Source organism: Pseudomonas sp. UBA5706 (assembly GCF_002419965.1).
In the GTDB taxonomy this organism is placed as follows: domain Bacteria; phylum Pseudomonadota; class Gammaproteobacteria; order Pseudomonadales; family Pseudomonadaceae; genus Aquipseudomonas.
Window position 1 is genome coordinate 1 of the sequence record NZ_DIHC01000045.1, and the last position, 17,228, is coordinate 17,228.

At 58.1% G+C, this 17,228-nt stretch carries 13 protein-coding genes and 3 pseudogenes; 11 read left to right on the forward strand and 5 right to left on the reverse strand.

Translation table 11 applies throughout. The annotated features are described in order from the left end of the window. Nucleotides 1-306: 306 nt before the first annotated feature. Complete coding sequence (gene mrdA, locus B3I26_RS22835; RefSeq protein WP_296261046.1) at nt 307-2,241, reverse strand: penicillin-binding protein 2; 1,935 nt, start codon at nt 2,239-2,241, stop codon at nt 307-309. A 688-nt stretch (nt 2,242-2,929) separates the two neighbouring features. Here mrdA and B3I26_RS22840 point away from each other — a divergent pair. From B3I26_RS22840 to B3I26_RS28980, 6 genes and pseudogenes are all read left to right on the forward strand, one after another. Beyond that, entirely contained in the window at nt 2,930-3,676 is a 747-nt protein-coding gene (locus B3I26_RS22840) for a gluconate 2-dehydrogenase subunit 3 family protein (protein ID WP_296261047.1), read from the forward strand. A 6-nt stretch (nt 3,677-3,682) separates the two neighbouring features. After that, entirely contained in the window at nt 3,683-5,446 is a 1,764-nt protein-coding gene (locus B3I26_RS22845; RefSeq protein WP_296261049.1) for a GMC family oxidoreductase, read from the forward strand. Beyond that, nucleotides 5,443-6,669, forward strand: a complete 1,227-nt coding sequence (locus tag B3I26_RS22850; RefSeq protein WP_296261051.1) for a c-type cytochrome — start codon at nt 5,443-5,445, stop codon at nt 6,667-6,669. Before B3I26_RS22845 ends, B3I26_RS22850 begins: the two co-directional genes overlap by 4 nt. Nucleotides 6,670-6,843: 174 nt before the next feature. Further along, a complete protein-coding gene (locus tag B3I26_RS22855; protein ID WP_296261053.1) occupies nt 6,844-7,962 on the forward strand; it encodes an SMP-30/gluconolactonase/LRE family protein in 1,119 nt (372 codons plus the stop codon). 300 nt (nt 7,963-8,262) lie between these two features. Beyond that, nucleotides 8,263-8,748, forward strand: a complete 486-nt coding sequence (locus B3I26_RS22860) for an Hcp family type VI secretion system effector (RefSeq protein ID WP_296261054.1) — start codon at nt 8,263-8,265, stop codon at nt 8,746-8,748. After that, nucleotides 8,745-9,466 (forward strand): annotated as a pseudogene (locus B3I26_RS28980) (DUF4225 domain-containing protein). Before B3I26_RS22860 ends, B3I26_RS28980 begins: the two are co-directional and overlap by 4 nt. 385 nt (nt 9,467-9,851) lie before the next feature. On the opposite strand, the pseudogene B3I26_RS22870 reads toward B3I26_RS28980, so the two are convergent. The 3 genes and pseudogenes from B3I26_RS22870 to B3I26_RS22880 form a co-directional block, all read right to left on the reverse strand. Then, a pseudogene (locus B3I26_RS22870) lies at nt 9,852-12,074 on the reverse strand (Tn3 family transposase). 3 nt (nt 12,075-12,077) lie between these two features. Then, nucleotides 12,078-12,488, reverse strand: a complete 411-nt coding sequence (locus B3I26_RS22875) for a putative toxin-antitoxin system toxin component, PIN family (protein WP_296261055.1) — start codon at nt 12,486-12,488, stop codon at nt 12,078-12,080. 14 nt (nt 12,489-12,502) lie between these two features. Beyond that, nucleotides 12,503-12,727 carry a ribbon-helix-helix domain-containing protein gene (locus tag B3I26_RS22880; RefSeq protein WP_296261057.1) on the reverse strand — a complete coding sequence of 75 codons (225 nt, stop codon included), beginning with the start codon at nt 12,725-12,727 and terminating at the stop codon, nt 12,503-12,505. 205 nt (nt 12,728-12,932) lie between these two features. On the opposite strand from B3I26_RS22880, the pseudogene B3I26_RS22885 reads away from it, so the two are divergent. Further along, a pseudogene (locus B3I26_RS22885) lies at nt 12,933-13,630 on the forward strand (recombinase family protein); the annotation flags it as partial. A gap of 173 nt (nt 13,631-13,803) precedes the next feature. On the opposite strand, the gene B3I26_RS22890 reads toward B3I26_RS22885, so the two are convergent. Beyond that, on the reverse strand, nt 13,804-14,226 hold the full coding sequence (locus B3I26_RS22890) for a winged helix-turn-helix transcriptional regulator (protein ID WP_296261059.1): 423 nt from the start codon (nt 14,224-14,226) through the stop codon (nt 13,804-13,806). Nucleotides 14,227-14,312: 86 nt separating this feature from the next. Here B3I26_RS22890 and B3I26_RS22895 point away from each other — a divergent pair, with 86 nt between their 5' ends. The 4 genes from B3I26_RS22895 to B3I26_RS22910 all read left to right on the forward strand — a co-directional run bounded on the left by B3I26_RS22895 (nt 14,313) and on the right by B3I26_RS22910 (nt 17,218). Continuing rightward, nucleotides 14,313-15,170 (forward strand): SDR family oxidoreductase, encoded by an 858-nt coding sequence (locus B3I26_RS22895; RefSeq protein WP_296261061.1) that lies wholly within the window; start codon nt 14,313-14,315, stop codon nt 15,168-15,170. Nucleotides 15,171-15,343: 173 nt separating this feature from the next. Then, nucleotides 15,344-15,667, forward strand: a complete 324-nt coding sequence (locus B3I26_RS22900; protein ID WP_296261063.1) for an RcnB family protein — start codon at nt 15,344-15,346, stop codon at nt 15,665-15,667. Between the two features lie 66 nt (nt 15,668-15,733). Continuing rightward, entirely contained in the window at nt 15,734-16,045 is a 312-nt protein-coding gene (locus B3I26_RS22905; RefSeq protein WP_296261065.1) for an RcnB family protein, read from the forward strand. A 243-nt stretch (nt 16,046-16,288) separates the two neighbouring features. Continuing rightward, complete coding sequence (locus B3I26_RS22910; protein WP_296261067.1) at nt 16,289-17,218, forward strand: AEC family transporter; 930 nt, start codon at nt 16,289-16,291, stop codon at nt 17,216-17,218. The last annotated feature ends 10 nt before the right edge of the window (nt 17,219-17,228 follow it).

The following is a 17,228-nucleotide window of genomic DNA, read 5'->3' on the forward strand; positions in this document are numbered from 1 at the left end:
TAGTGACGCTCTGCGTGGGAACGCATCCTCTGACGCTCAGCGTCATGCCCCGGTCGATGGCTGACGCACACCATTTGAGACGGCGTTACCACGCGGACGTGGGAACGACCAATTTGACGACTGCCTGGCACTGCCGCACTCACACCGGCGGTTGTACCGGGACGATCGCTCCCACGCTCTGCGTGGGAACGCATCCTCTGACGCTCAGCGTCATGCCACGTCGACGGCTGACGCACACCATTTGAGACGGCGTTACCACCCGGACGTGGGAACGACCAATTTGACGACTGCCTGGCACTGCCGCATTCACACCGGCGGTTGTACCAGCGCTCTGCTCGGCGCGGCGATCTGCACCTTGGGGTTGACCGGCGCAGCGTTCGGGGTTGCGAACTGCTGCTTGAGGTGGCCGTCCTGATCCAGCAACCAGGCGTCCAGAATCTGCCGCACCACAGGCCCCGCCACCCGACCACCCGCCTCGCCATTCTCGATCATCACGGCCACCGCGATCCTAGGGTTGGCCGCCGGGGCGAAGCCGACGAACAGGGCGTTGTCGCGATGCCGTTCCAGGGTCTTGTCACGGTTGTAACGCTCGCCCTGCTTGATCGCCACCACCTGTGCCGTACCACTTTTACCGGCGATACGGTACTGCGCGCCCTGGGCCGCCGCGCGAGCGATACCACGGGGATCATGCATCACCGCCTGCATCCCCGTGTTGACCTGATCCCACTCGCGGGAATCGCGCAGCACGATATTGGGCATCGGGTGCTCGTCCACCGGCGCCACGCCGCCGATTTCCTTGGCCAGGTGCGGCCGGTTCCATACGCCCTTGCTGGCGATCAAGGTGGTGGCTTGCGCCAGTTGCAACGGCGTGACCTGCATGTAGCCCTGGCCAATCCCGAGGATCACCGTTTCGCCGGGGAACCACGCTTGACGCCGGGTGATGCGTTTCCACTCCTTGGACGGCATAAGCCCTGCGGACTCCTCGAACATGTCCAGAGAGACCTTTTGGCCGATGCCGAACATGGTCAGGTAATCGTGCAGGCGGTCGATGCCCAGCTTGTGCGCCAGGTCATAGAAGTAGGTGTCGTTAGAGCGCATGATCGCCGCGTAAAGATCGACCCAGCCGTCGCCGCTGTGGTTCCAGTTACGGTATTTGTGGTCGAAGTCAGGCAACTGAAAATAGCCCGGGTCGAATACCCGGGTCGAGGGCGTGATGACCCCGCTGTCCAGCCCGGCAATCGCCACCTCGGGCTTGATGGTCGAACCCGGCGCGTAGAGGCCGCGCAGCACACGGTTGAACAGCGGTCGGTCCACCGAATCACGCAGGGCGGAGTATTCCTTGAAGCTGATGCCGGTGACGAACAGGTTCGGATCGAAGCTGGGCTTGCTGACCATCGCCAGCACTTCACCAGTGGCCGGATCGATTGCCACCACCGAGCCACGGCGGTCGCCCAGCGCCTGCTCGGCGGCTTCCTGCAACTTGATGTCCAGGCTCAGGGTGATGCTTTTCCCCGCCACCGGGTCGTGATGGTTGAGCACGCGCAACACACGGCCTTGCGCGTTGGTCTCGACTTCTTCATACCCGACATGGCCGTGCAGTTCGTTTTCATAGAAACGCTCGACCCCGGTCTTACCGATCGACTGGGTGCCGCGATACTCCACCTGATCCAGCTGGGTCGCTTCTTTTTCGTTGATCCGCCCGACATAACCGACTGAATGCGCGAAGTGCTCGGCCAGTGGGTAGTGCCGCACGAATTGCGCTTCGACATCCAGCCCCGGCAGGCGAAACTGATTGACCGCCAGCAAGGCGATCTGCTCCTCGGTCAGTTCATAAAGCAGGGTGACCGGCACGAAGCGGTGCGGCGAATTCTTCATCGCCTTATCGAAGACGATGCGGTCCTCGTCGGGCAGGTTCAGAAGCTGCATAAGGGTATCGATCACCGCGTGCCAATCCCCTGCCCGCTCGCGCGTCATGGTCAGGTTGAAGCTGGGGCGGTTGTCGGCAAGGATCACACCATTGCGGTCATAGATCAGGCCGCGTTCCGGCGGAATGGGCAGCACGTGCACGCGGTTGTTTTCAGAAATGGTGGAGTGGTAGGCGAACTCGGTGACCTGCAGGAAATACATCCGGCAGACCAGGGCAATACTAAGGACAACGACAAAGAGCGCACAGGCGATCAACCGTTTGTTGACCAGCCGGGTCTCCTTCTCATGGTCTTTTAACGGTATGGGATCAGGCATTTCTACAGCTACTCGGTGAAGATGTGAACGACATGCGGCGCGTCCCCTAGGGTTATCCGGACGCAAATGGCGTGCACCATACCAAGAAGCGCCCGGGTTCATGGGCCGTTCTTCATGAAAATCCTGTCATCTTCACATATCAACCCGATTGGGAGCGCGCCACGATTGCTGGCCAGTTGGTAGATCGGTCAGGCAATTTGTTGCAGAAATGCTCGCAATCGTCAGATGGCCAGCAGTGCACCCGCCCGAAGGAAAAACCATTACAGATCTGTTCCGGGTTCTGACACAGCTTTCTCACCACGCCAAAAACCCCATGGCGCCGCCTTCTCAGCCTCGCAGCACTTTTTTAAACGCCAGCAGTCCATACTTGCGAACCAACGCGCAAACATAGGATTGTTACGGTATCGACAACAGTTATTTACCGAATCTACTGGATGCAACAGCCGGTAACACATCTATGATTGCCAGTGGCGTGAAAAAGATGACAAGCGGTCATGGTTGCTCCCCGCCTAGCGTGCGCCTTTCGCTGGCTGGCCTGCCAGAGACCCGATGTCACACCCCATGCCCCGCAGACGCCTGTTCGACATATGGCTGTCGAGCCAAACCGTGAAACACACTTACGAACCCGCCTGTTCCCAGACCAAGCTCGCCCTGGCCCTTTGAACAGTCGCGTTCGCAGGAGCCTTGAATGACAGACAGATCCAAAGGCCTGACCCGCCGCCAGTTGCTGAAATCCTCAGCCACCACACTGGCCGTTGGTGCGGCCGCCACGGCCCAGGCTGCTACCGTAGTCGGCGTTCCCGCGTGGGTGCCGTTCGACCATAACGGTCCCATGCACTATGACACCCCAGGCTGGCAGTTCTTCACCGACGCCGAGGCCAGCGCCGTGGAGGCCATCGTCGCGCGACTGATTCCTGCCGATGACTTGAGCGTCAGCGGCAAGGACGCTGGGTGCGCGGTGTTCATTGATCGCCAACTGGCCGGGGAATACGGCACCTTCAGCCGCCTTTATATGCAAGGCCCCTTCACCCAGGGCACGCCAATGCAGGGCGACCAGTCGCAGCTGGTGCCACGCCAGCGCTATCGCCTGGGCCTGGCCGGTCTTGAGGGCTATTGCCAGAAGCAATACCAAAAGAGCTTCAGCGCCCTGGCGCCGGAGGAGCAGGACAAAGTGCTGACCGGTCTGGATAAAGGCGAGATAGCGCTGGACGGTATCGACGCCAGGCTGTTCTTCCAGCAAGTGCTGGGTAACACCATGGAAGGCTTCTTCGCCGACCCGGTCTACGGTGGCAACCGCGACATGGTGTCGTGGAAGATGATCGGATTCCCCGGTGCCCGCTACGACTATCGCGAGTACATCGGTCTGCACAACCAGAAATTGAACCTGGTGCCGCTATCCATTTCCGGCAGCTCCGCCTGGACCAAGAAGGGTTAATTCGACATGGCCAAAAAACTACCTTCCACGGATGTCGTGGTTGTCGGACTCGGCTGGGCCGGATCCATCATCGCCAACGAACTGGCCGATGAGAACCTCAAAATCATCGGTTTTGAACGCGGCCCCTGGCGTGACACCGCGGCTGATTTCAATATCGCATCGGCGGCTGACGAGTTGCGCTATAACCGTCGCCAGGACCTGATGCTGCGCACCCGGCAAAACACCACGACCATGCGTAACAGCGTCAACGAAACCGCGTTGCCCATGCGCACCTGGGGATCGTTCCACCCCGGCAACGGCACGGGCGGTGCGGGTAACCACTGGGCGGGGATCACGTTTCGCTTCCAGCCCCACGAATTCCGGTTGCACAGCTACCTGACCGAGCGCTACGGCAAGGAGCTGTCGCCCGAACTGACCCTGCAGGACTGGGGCACCGACTGGGAGGAAATGGAGCCGTTCTACACCAAGTTCGACCGTCTGGCTGGCGTTTCTGGCAAGGCCGGCAACATCAAGGGCGTGATTCAGGAAGGCGGCAACACGTTCGAAGGCGCGCGCTCGGAAGAATATCCGAACCCGCCGACCGAACAGACTTACGCCCCGGTGCTGTTTGCCGAAGCGGCGAAAAACCTGGGCTACAAGCCGTTCCCGGTACCGTCGGCGCTGGTCTCGCGGCCGTATGTCAACTCGCTGGGCGTGGCCATGGGCCCTTGCACCTACTGCGGGTTCTGCACCAACTACGGTTGTGCCAACTATTCCAAGGCCAGCGCCATCACCACCGTCCTGCCGGTGCTGATCCGCAAGCCGAACTTCACTGCCATGACAAACTGTGAAGTGCTGCGCGTGACCATGGACCCCAGCGGCAAACGCGCCACCGGCATTGTCTACATGGACGCCAACGGCCAAGAGTGGGAACAGCCTGCGGAACTGGTGGTCATCAGCGCCTTCATCTTCGAAAATGTGCGCTTGATGCTGCTGTCCGGCGTCGGCCAGCCTTATGATCCGGTCACCAACACCGGCACCACCGGGCGCAACTATGCCTACCAGACCGCCAACAGCGTGCGCATGTTCTTCGATGACAAGAACTTCAACCCGTTCATCGGCGGCGGCGCCATCGGCATGGGCATCGACGAGTTCAACAACGATAACTTTGACCATTCGGGTCTGGGTTTCGTTGGCGGCGGCAGTACCCGCGTAACGCCCATCGGCGCTGCGCCCATCGACTCGCGCCCTCTGCCGCCCGGCACGCCAGCCTGGGGTTCGGAGTGGAAAAAGGCCACGGTCAAGAACTACGCCAGCACCATGTCCATTGGCTGTGAGGCGAGCAGTTATGCCACCCGCACCAACTACCTGTCGCTGGACCCCACTTACAAGGACCCACACGGTCGTCCGCTGCTGCGCATTACCTTCGACTTCCCGGAGAACGATCGCAAGATGGCCGCGTACGTCACCGGCAAAGTGACGGAAATCGCCAAAAGCATGAACCCACGGCAAATGGTACCCAGCTCGCAAACCGGACACTGGAACAGCGCGCCGTACCAGTCTTCGCACATCGTTGGCGGTTTCATCATGGGCGCCGATCCGAAGAACAGCTCGGTGAACAAATACCTGCAGGTCTGGGGCGTGCCGAACCTGTTCGTGGTGGGTTCGTCGGCGTTTCCGCAGAATCCTGGCTACAACCCGACCGGCACCGTGGCGGCGCTGGCCTTCAAAGCGGCGGATGCCATCCGCACCCGCTACCTCAAGCGTCCAGGGGAGATGATCAGCGTATGAAGACTCTTCTGACTGTTTGTGCTGGCGTAATCGGATTGTCCGTGTCGATGGCTCACGCCGCGACTGGCGCCGATTCCTACAATCTGGTGGAAAAAGGCCGCTACCTGGCAACGGTCGGCGACTGTACCGCGTGCCACACCTTGCCCGGCAAACCGCTGTTTTCCGGCGGCGTCGTTCTCGACACGCCGTTCGGCAAGCTGCTCGGCGCTAACATCACCCCTGACCCGGCCAATGGCATCGGTCGCTGGACCTTCGAAGACTTCCAGAACGCCATGTCCAAGGGCCACGGCCTGGACGGCAAACGCCTGTATGGCGCGATGCCGTTTACCGCCTACACCAAGGTGCTGCGTGAGGACAACCTGGCCATTTTCGCCTACCTGAAAACGGTCGATCCAGTGGACACCAAGGTCGAAACTAACCAGTTGCCCTTCCCGTTCAACGTGCGCACCAGCCTGATCGGCTGGAACTTGCTCAACTTCAAGGAAGGCGAATTCAAGGCCGACCCTCAGAAGTCCGAGCAGTGGAATCGCGGCGCATATCTGGTCGAAGGCCTGGGCCACTGCGGCACCTGCCATACGCCGAAAAGCCTGACCGGGGGTGATAAAAGCGATCAGTTCCTGACGGGTGCAAATCTGCAGAACTGGGTGGCACCGAACATCACTTCTCAGGGCCACGATGGTCTTGGCGCGTGGAACGAGGACGACATCGTCAAGTACCTGAAGACCGGCGCCAACCGCTTCGACATCGCCTCAGGGCCGATGGCCGAAGAGGTCGAGCACTCCTCGCAACATTGGAACGACCAGGACCTGATGGCCGTTGCGGTCTATCTGAAGGACGGCGCCAAGCCTGTGGAAGACGCCAAGCCGATTGCGGCCAGCGATGCGTCAATGGTGGCAGGCAAGGCGATCTATGCCGACCGCTGCTCGGCGTGCCACACGCCAAACGGTGAAGGCGCCCCCAACCTGTTCCCGAAACTGGCCAAGGCACCGCTGATCAACAGTAACGACCCGTCGTCGCTGATCCGCGTGGTGTTGGCAGGCAGTCGTGCCGGCGCCACGGACGCTGCGCCTACCGCACCGGCCATGCCTTCGTTCGGCTGGAACCTGTCCGACGAGAACGTTGCAGACGTGCTGACCTACGTGCGCAACACCTGGGGCAACGCCGCACCGGCGGTGTCCAGCGCCGATGTCAAAGACGTTCGCGAGGCGTTGACACCCAAGTAATCGGCCTCGACAGGAAAAATGCCCGGCCCCGTGATGGGGTCGGGCATTTTTATGGACGGCGTTCAGAAGTGTAGGAGCGGTTAACCCTGCGAGCTGTTGAAAACTAACTTGTACGATGTCCTATCAGAAGGTATTACTAGCGACCCGTAAAAAAACAATTCAACGGAGATCACTATGAATTCATCACCTTGCGGCAACACGCGCAGGAGCTTTCTCAAGCAATCACTGGCTGTCTCGGCCACGCTCGCCACCCTGAGCAGCACTGCCCTGCCCCGCGCGGCCTCTGCGGTCGAAACCCTGAGCCAACGCTACCCGGATCCGCTGATTCACATTCTCGACGACAGTTTTCTTCAGCTACGCGTCTTTAACGCCAGCGTCGAAAAACTGGCCACCGGCATGCGCTGGGCTGAAGGCCCGGTCTGGGTAGGCGACGGTCGCTACCTGCTGGTCAGCGATATTCCCAACAATCGCATCATGCGTTGGGATGAAATCACCGACACGTTCTCGGTGTACCGCGAAAACGCCAACTTCTCCAATGGCATGTGCCGTGATCGCCAGGGTCGGCTGATCGTTTGCGAAGGTTCGACGACCACCCGTGAAGGGCGACGCATCACGCGTACCGAACCCAACGGCACGATCACCGTGCTGGCCGACGGCTTCGACGGCAAACCCTTCAACTCCCCGAACGACATCATCTGCAAGCGTGACGGCTCGATCTGGTTCAGTGACCCGCCCTTCCAGACCGCCAATGACTACGAAGGCCACAAAATAACGCCCTCGCAGCCACACGCGGTCTACCGCATCGATGGTGCCAACGGCGCGGTTACCCGGGTTATCGATGACCTCAACGGTCCCAATGGCCTGTGTTTCTCGCCCGACGAAAAAATCCTGTATGTCGTCGAGGGGCGCGCCACGCCCAACCGCCTGATATGGGCCATCACTGTCAACGATGACGGGTCGCTGGGCGCACGACGCAAACATATCGAGGGGCTGGAGTACGCCGCCATCGATGGCATGAAATGCGATGAGGCGGGCAATCTGTGGTGTGGCTGGGGTGGTAACGGCGACCCCAAGGCCGATCTTGAGAAGCTCGATGGCGTACGGATCTTCAACACGCAGGGCAAGGCCATCGGTCATATCTCATTGCCTGAGCGTTGCCCGAACCTGTGCTTCGGCGGACGTGAAGGCAATCGCCTGTTCATGGCCGGCAGTCACTCGATCTATTCATTGTTCGTTAATACCCGCGGCGCCACATTGGGGTTTGGGGAGCAGTGGAACCAAAAACCAACGTAAGCCCTACCACCTCCGCTCAGAGCCCTCTTCCCAGGCATCCGCCTTGAAAAACCATTGCGCATCTCGGCCTCTTGGCTGATCTCGGTCAAGGGGGACCAACGGAGCAGACAATGCACTTGAGCTCGGACAACCTGCTTTCACGACCTGACCACAGACTTACCTGACCGGGCCTTTCACCGAACCGCCTATAGCTGGCAGACCTAAGTTAGAAATATTCCGTAAAGATTTTCGACAACTACCTACAGTGCGACTGAAACCCTTGCTATAGGATGTCCGGCTGACTAAAAAGGAGTGTCACGTATGGCTAACCACGGTTACATGACCATCACCGGCAAGGCTCAAGGACTGATTTCGGCGGGTTGTTCAACCCAAGATTCTATTGGCAACAAGTGTCAGACAGGGCATTCGGACGAAATCATGGTGCTGTCTTACAGCCATAATATGGCAAATGTTGGAAATATTAATAAACCAACACATCATCCAATTATCATAACCAAAAACGTTGATAAGTCCTCGCCGCTTCTGGCTCAAGCACTCTCATCTAGAGAAGAAATAAACTGCACCCTCAGTTTTTATCGCGTGTCCTCTTTTGGCCTGCAGGAAAAATTCTATTCTATCTCTATCAATGGTGGAATTATTGCTGACCTGACACTTGAAATGCCCCACGCTATTTTGCAGAACGACGCCGAACCGCAAGAACATGTCGCCATCCGTTACCGAGACATCACGTGGGCCCACCACTCTGCTGGCACCAGCGGATATAGTACGTGGGGAAATAGTGAATGAAACCAACAAACGGAAGTTGCATGCCGGGTAGCTGTGACTACTGGATGGTCAGTGCCGCGGCTGAAAAACTTGGAAGCCAAGCCAGCACACTGGGTATTAGATACATCAAAGACGGCACGCTGCGTTTACAATTCAACCGCGAAGTCGCTTATTATGCCAAAAGCATTGTTAATGATGTCTCCCAGGGCAAAAAAAGCCCTGAGCAGGGCCTGCAGGACCTCAAAAACGAACAGAGCAGCCTGCTGAGCCAGTCATTTGAGATTGCTCAAAAGGCGTGGGAGCAATCGCCGGGGCATTTCAAATTGCAACAGGGGCCGGAATCTGCTACGGCTCAGCCGGTACGCTGTGCCTATTCGCAGGTGCCCCGATGATGGTCCATGGCGCTAATAATCTCTATGAGAACGGACGTAACCTCTTAGAGAATCGTTCTGACACCCAAGGCCCCGTCAGGAAGGTTTATCAGGAGGGCGCTAAACTACTCGGCGGCGGCGCACTTGAAGGGAATATGGCTTATGGTACTGTTGACTTAGGACTTTCTGCATATGGCGTCGGAAGAATGGTATTAAAGCCAGATGCTTGGCGCCTGTATAAATATATAAACACTGATTATATAAAATCATACAAGGCAATGGGCAGCAGTGCACTTATATTTGAAGGAGTCAGCGATAGCGTGACAGGTAGATCGATGTACCTGGAGTACAAAGGTAATGACAAATAATATTATAGTTTCAATTGCATATCTAGCGTTATCTTTGATAGTGCTGTCTTCTTTATATTTCTTGTCGAGATTTTTTTCTGGTGCAAAATTCAAGTGGAGATGGTTTTTTATATGTTTATCTCTAACTATTTTTTTTGGATCATTTCATATGAGTACCGTAAAATACGGATATGATATTATTTTCCCTGCACTAAAACCGGTCCTTCAAGGTAACGATGCAGTTGGATGGATCGCATTTGTAAGTATTTTCCTCCACACATGCTGTGTTCCCACCCAATATGAGCCGAGACGCTGGTTTTCACGAAAGTAAACTCACATCTAATCAGTCCCGCCCAGAATGCCCCACCCTGATCAATAAAGGGCATGACTGCCCCTACCTGCGCACCTAAATATCGTCGTCCGGATTACGCAGTGGCCGCAGCTCACCTCGGGCGACCTCTTCCGGTACCGCGAAGGAGTACCGTCCCAGCATATTGATGTGCTCGAAGATCAGCGGCGACAGCCGAGCCAGATCTTCGTCCAGCACCGGGTAGCCGTGCTGCTTTAGCCGTTCCACGGCCGCTGTCATGTAGAGGGTGTTCCACACCACGATGATGTTCACCACCAGGTCCAAGGCACCGAGTTGATCCTCCTGACCTTCGCGGTGCGCTGACGAAGCTCGCCGCGTTTGCCACGGAACACGGCACGCGCCAGGCTGTGCCGGCCCTCGCCGCGATTCAGCTGGGCCAGGGTGGCGCGGCGCTTGGACTCATCATCGATGTAGGTCAGCGTGTGCAGAGTTTTTTCTATCCGCCCAAACTCTGCCAGCGCTTGGGCCAGGCGGGTCGGACGCTCACCCGTTTGCAGCGTGCGCATGATGCCGGTCGCCGGTACCCGACCGAACTTGAGCGATCCGGCCAGGCGCAGCAAACCATCCCAGTGGTCGGCGATCAGGTCGAGTTTGACCGACTGGCGGGCAAGTCCGTTGAGCTTGCCGTAATCCGCTTCTGGGTGCGTGCGCCAGAATCGGGTACCACCAACATCGGCCAGGCGCGGGTAGATGTGATAACCGAGCAGACGGAACAACCCGAACACCACGTCGCTGTAGACCCCTGTATCGGTCATGATTTGTGTGGGCTGCAATTCGGTCTCTTGTTCCAGCACGACCGCGAGCAATACCAGGCTATCGCGCAGGGTACCGGGCACCGTGATGGCGTTTAGACGGAGAACTGGTCGGAAACCAGGTTGTACCAAGTGACGCCGCCAGTTCCAGTTGGCTTTGCGCAGCCGCCAGTATGGCGTTGTCCGCTGACAGACTGTCGTCACGGAGGTAGTTCTGGCTGACCCAGGGCAATCGGTCACGGCGTAGTGCTTGGTTGTCGTTGCGGATCAATGGTTCAAAGCCGGTGTTGCAGGCTCCCCCCCCAGGAGCACCGCACACAGGCTCGTCACCAGATTGTCGGCCCGCGCATTGCGTTCGGACACATGAGTGAACGCTTCAGCGAAGCCGGTACGCGCGGCGATTTCCAATAGGATTTCCGGCATATCGACACGCGGCATCAAGTCGGCCAAGGCTGCACGCAGTTGCAGCAGCGAGTTGGGTTCTTCCAGCTTCTCCAACGCTCCAAGGGACAGCTCGGTTTTGCCCTCTGTATTCTCGCTCAACTGGATCGCAGGTTTGTCGGGCAGGCGAGCGGCGACTGCGTGCCAAGTCGCATCCAGCTCGGCAGACAAGGCGTCCAAGGTGGTTTTGGCGTCGATGGTCAAGCCCAGTGACCGACAGATGATCGGTCGCGCCGACAGCCATTCAGCACCATCGAGCAAGCCGATACGCGGGTCGGCATAACGCCAACTGAGTGAAACAAACACATGGCGGCGGCGTAGGGCGGTGCGCAGTGCATCGAGCGTGCAGAATACATAGGCGCCCATGTCGAGGAAGCTATCTTCGCGGGTGATATGTTTCTGCCAAGCCTTAACCACGATCTCCTGCGGCGCGTCATCCTCCGGTTTTGTACGAGGCAGGTTCAGTTGCAACCAGTCCAGACTGGCCGCCATTCCCCTGCCAGCGGGGCTGAAACCGAAGCGAATATGTTTCAGTAACCAAGGTGTACCAGAGACGCTCTTCAACCCGGCTGCGCAGGTGGGCAATGAAACGCTCTAACTGGGAAACTCGGGGCAATAGAACTTTCTGTGTGAGCAGCCATGAGGTAGCTCGTTCAAACAGCACGCCAGGACGATCAGTGCCCGTCCAGCACAGGGCATACAGCCATCGGCTCAAACGAAAGCCGCTAGCAGGGTCAGTAAAATGACGATAGCCATAGCGCTCTTGAGCGACGATGATCGCTATAACGTGTAAGACAGTCAGGGCAGTGATCGCCAGCTGCCGACAAAGTACATGCAGGACTTCCACCGGCACAGCCGCGGGCTTGTCCGGCAGAACACCGACGAAGCGGACGGTGGTCAGCAGAACGTCATAGCCCAAGCGGTTATGGTTACCCCGCAGCACCTGGATGGCTTCACGGTCTTCGTCGCTCAGGTGGAAGTAACGCTCCAGCTCTTCACGGCTGGGCAGATCGACATACCGACCAAAGCCGGCGCGTTGCTCCTGAGTCAGAAAACCAACCGGCATCGATCACAGTGCCTCGGCGCAGAACACGGCGGGGGTAACAATCCGCGTGCGTTCGATATGTCCGCGCTGCAAAAGGCCAGCAGGCCGATCACCGGTTACCAGGTAGTCCGCATTACCCGCCAAGGCCATGGCCAGCAGAAAGGAATCATCTGGATCATCGGCTTCAATCTCGATGGTCAAGCGCTCCAGCACCATCGCCCCTTGCAGGTTATTGATCATGGCCCCCACTTTGGCACGCTGAAGAATGGCCTGAAGCTGGGGGTAACGACTGGCACGACGAATTTCATCGAGCTGTGCTCGTGAGGTCACAACCTCGAAACGGGCCGCACGCCAGGCCCGATAGATTGCATCAGGAGCACCATGTGGTGAGATCAGCGCACTGAACAGGATGTTGGTATCCAATACAACCCGCATCAGCGCTTACGTGCCTAGTCGAGTGCTTCTTCAACCGCTTCGGTCAGTTCTGCCTCACTCAGATGGGCATTGGAAGCCTTGGCCTGTTCGGCGCTCAGTTCCAGGATGTGTGCCCGCACCGCTTCTTCGATGAAGCGCGACAGGTCGCCCTTACAGCCACCCCCTTGGCTGGCCAGAAACATGCGAAGCGATTGGTCGGTGTCGGTCGAGACGGCGACGTTCCAGCGAGTGGTGCTCATGGCTTTTTCCAACAATAGGTGTTTGTGTGTTTAGACACTCGATTCTCACTGCGCCGCAATAGTTCGATAAAACCCTCGTTTTATAAACTTTAACGAAAGACCTGCTCAGCTCTGAGTGAGAGCTCATTATGGTTGTAAATACTGATATCGTTAATCAACGTTCCATTTTCAATTTCTCTATTGAGTAAACGGTACTTTTGATGAAATTGGCTATGCGCGGGTGAGCACTCGGGCTCAGAGCGCCGACCTCCAAATCGATGCCCTGCAAAAGGCAGGGTGCGAGCGGATCTATCAAGATGTTGCCAGCGGCTCAAAAAGCGCACGTCCGGAACTGGATAAATTATTGGTTCATGTTCGGGCCGGAGATGCTGTGGTAATTTGAAAGCTGGATCGTCTGGGACGCTCACTCAAGCACCTGGTCGAACTGGTCGGTGAATTAGCCGCTCGAAACCCTGGACTGCAAAGTCTGAATGACCCCATCGACACCACTCACGCGCAAGGCCGCTTTGTGTTCAACCTGTTCGCTTCGCTGGCAGAGTTCGAGCGCGAATTGACCCGTGAGCGCACACAAGCAGGCTTGTCTGCTGCACGGTCACGTGGTCGAGTCGGTGGCCGTCCGAAGGGGCTACCCGCTCAAGCTGAAGCGACGGCTATGGCTGCGGAAACGCCGTACCGCGAGGGTCGGTTAAGTGTGAGCGCCATTGGCAAGAAACTGCACATATCCAAAAGCACGCTTTACCGCTACCTCCGGCATCGAGGCATAAAATCGGCGCATCCGAAAAAATCTCCCAGCAGCTCGGCATCACAGTCAAACCGGTGGTGGACGATGCCGAACGAGTCGCGACGGTCATATTGCGCCTGGCCGTAGAGAACAACAGCAAGTTCGTGCGTGGCAAAAAGCGGGTGCGCCGCTGGATCGTGCCGAATACCAGATCGCCTACCTGACCACCTGGAGCGAAATGGTCGGTGTCGACGAGCAGTTCAACATAATCGTCGAGAAGACACTGTTGGGTCCCGAGGTCGACGCCGAGTCGCGTACGGCGGCGACGCGGAGTGCCCGCGAGCTGGCTGCCACGTTATGAGGATTCGCCAGTGTGGGCGATACGAGCCTGTCGTGCGTCGATGATGCGCGTCAGGTTCTGTTCGATCCATGTCGTCAGGCCATCGACCTGCAAGGCAATCTCCTCGCCCATCGGCGTCAGGCTGTATTCGACATGCGGCGGCACTACGGGCAGCGCCCTGCGATCAACGAAGCCGTCCAGCTCCAGGCTCTGTAACGTCTGCGACAGCATTTTCTCGCTGACCCCGCCGATCTTGCGGCGTAACTCGCTGAAGCGGTGCATCCCGTCCAGCAGCACCACCAGAACCAGCACCCCCCAACGGCTGCAGACGTGATTGAGAATCTCCCGCGAGGGGCAATCTCGTGCAAGCACTTCGCCCATGCGTATGCGTTCGAGCAGTGAGACGTTTTCTACGGAAGCTTTGGAAATATCACCCATGACACTTACCTTTTTGTGCGTACTTACTAAAGGTTAGCACAAGCTCTATGCTTGGCCACACATTCAAAGCACGGAGAGACACCATCATGATCGTCATCACTGGAGCATCGGGGCAACTGGGTCGTCTGGTCATCGAGCAGCTGCTGGAGCAGGTGCCCGCTTCGCAACTCATCGCTGCCGTGCGCAACCCTGACAAGGCGCAGGCCCTGGCCGCCCTGGGCGTGCAGGTGCGTAAGGCTGATTACGCCCGGCCCGATACGCTGAAGAGTGCCTTCGCCGGCGCGCAGAAAGTACTTCTGATCTCCTCCAGCGAAGTAGGCGCGCGGGTGGCCCAACATAAAGCGGTGATCGATGCTGCCGCACGCGAGGGCGTCGAGTTGCTGGCTTATACCAGCGTCCTGCATGCAGACACCTCGCGCCTGGGACTTGCTGAAGAACATCGCCAGACCGAGGAAGCGATAAAGGCATCCGGCATTGCGTCAGTGATCCTGCGCAATGGCTGGTACCACGAAAACTACACCGCCGGCATCGCCGCGGCCCTGATCCATGGCGGGCACCTCGGCAGCGCCGGTGACGGGAAGATCAGTTCAGCGGCGCGCGCCGATTATGCGGCAGCCGCCGTTGCCGTGCTGATGGCCAGCGAACCTCAGGCGGGCCAGGTGTACGAACTGGCAGGCGACGCGGCTTACACCCTGAGCGAGTTTGCCGCCGAAGTTTCGCGTCAGTCTGGCAAGACCGTGACTTACACTGATCTGCCCGAAGCGCAGTACAAAGCCGCGCTGCTGCAGGCAGGATTGCCGACGTTCGTTGCCGAGTTGCTGGCAAACTCCGATGCCGCTGCTGCCAAGGGCGCATTGTTTGATGATGCGCGCCAGTTGAGTGCTTTGATGGGTCGGCCCACTACCCCTCTGGCAGCAAGCATTACAGCCGCGTTGAAGGCGTAATCCGTTACCTGCGGCGCCGGTCGGTGGCGCTGGCGATTGCCGCCACCGCGCGTTGGTGCTGCCTGTATTTGGGCCTTCCTGCGCTTCTGTTCGTCGCAAGTCGACTGAATGATCGGCCCGAATCATGGTCGGAACCTATGACAGCGCATCACGCACTGGATAAGGAGCTTCGAATGAACAGCAAATCGCTCATCGCGGGCTTGGCAATTCTGGGCTGTGTTTCGCTCAGCAGTTTCGCCGTGCACGCCGAAGATGCACCCGCGCAGACTATCCAACCGTCGAAGGACAATAAGGATGAACTCGAATTAGGCTCTCGTGTACCTGAAAAGTATCAGCGCAAAGGCGATGTAATCCATAACTGGAAAGCCAAAGGGCTTCACGAACCCGCCAAGGAAAGCCAGTGGGTACGGATCAACGACAAATATGTTCAGGTGCAGACCACCAACGGCTATATCACTGACATCGTCCCTGTAAACAAAGCCTCGGAAAAAAAATAACGCTGCCCGTAGACAGCGAACTGGCCCCCAAGCGGGCTGACCTAATAAAAGCTGAAGGAATGCATCATGAACCTGAAAATGCTGATGGCCTGTGCGGCCACGATCACCTGCCTGGCCGGCACCAGCCTGACAATTGAGGCTGCCGAGTCGACCTCCAGCAAAGCCGTCCAGTCGGAAACGACGAGCCATAAGGAATACAAGGTCGGGGAGATTGCGCCGGACCTTTACAAGCAGGAACGTGTAGGCATCAAGGACTGGCAGAAAAAAGGCCTCAAGGCGCCGCAGGAAAATAGCCAGTGGGTGCAGATCAGTAACAAATACGCGCTGATAGAGACCGACAGCGGCAAGATTCTCGACATCGCGCCCGCCAAGAAGTAACTGACTTATCCCCGCAGTGCCCGACCTCGTTCGGGCACTCGTATTTTCTGCTTTCCCGTCTGCGTCCCGCCGCTCTGGAGGGGCCTGCCAGACACCTTGGCCTAGATGAACATTCACGCCTGTCGGCGAGAAAGATTGGACGCTAACGATTTCTGACCTTACTCTTTGCCGCTTGTTACAAGTTGTGTCGCTCATCTGCTACTTTTCCTTCGCTTTATCCTCCAACGCCAAGGCCGAGATTCGATGTCTCCCGTTTTCAATGTTCTGGTGCCGATTTTTGCCTTGATCCTGGTCGGTTACCTGTGTCGTCGTACCAACCGCCTGGGCGCTGGCGCGGCCTCTGAAATCAACCGGATGGTTGTCTGGCTCTGCCTCCCCGCGCTGTTGTTTACCGCCACCGCTACCGCCACTTGGGAGCAGATCTGGCACCCCGGCTTCGTGCTGGTGTTCACCCTGTCGACGATGGTGATGTTCGTGGTCACCCTGCTGTTGCGGCGCAAAAAAGCCGGGCATTTTGCCGATGCGAGCATCGATGCCCTGAGTGCTTCCTACGCCAATACCGGGTACATCGGCATTCCGCTGTGCGTGATGGTGCTGGGTCAGAGCGGGCTGGAGCCTGCACTGATCGCCTCGCTGCTGGTGGTTTGCGTGCTGTTCGGCATCGCGCTGGTGTGTATCGAAATCGGCTTGCAGAGCGAAGCGCGTGTGCACCGCATCGTAATCAAGGTGCTGGGGGCGCTGGCGAAGAACCCGCTGGTGGTGTCGCCGATTCTCGGCGCGTGCTGGGGCTCGACCGGGATGCCATTGCCGGGTGCGCTGGACAAGTTTCTGGGTCTGTTGGGCGCCGCGACCACGCCCTGCGCGCTGATCTCCCTGGGATTGTTTCTGGCACAGAAACAGCAAGGCCCGCGCCACGGCACGAGCCTTCTGGTGTTGATCAAACTGATCGCGCATCCGCTGCTGACCTGGTTCCTGGCGTTCAAGGTCTTTCATCTGCCACCGTTGTGGGCCAATTCGGCACTGCTGCTGAGCGCCCTGCCGACCGGCACCGGGCCGTTCATGCTCGCCGAGTACTACCAGCGCGAGGCCTCGGTAGTGTCGAGCACCATCCTGATTTCGACCCTCGGTTCATTGCTGACGCTTTCGCTGTGCATTTATTACATCAACGGCTGACAGACCCAGG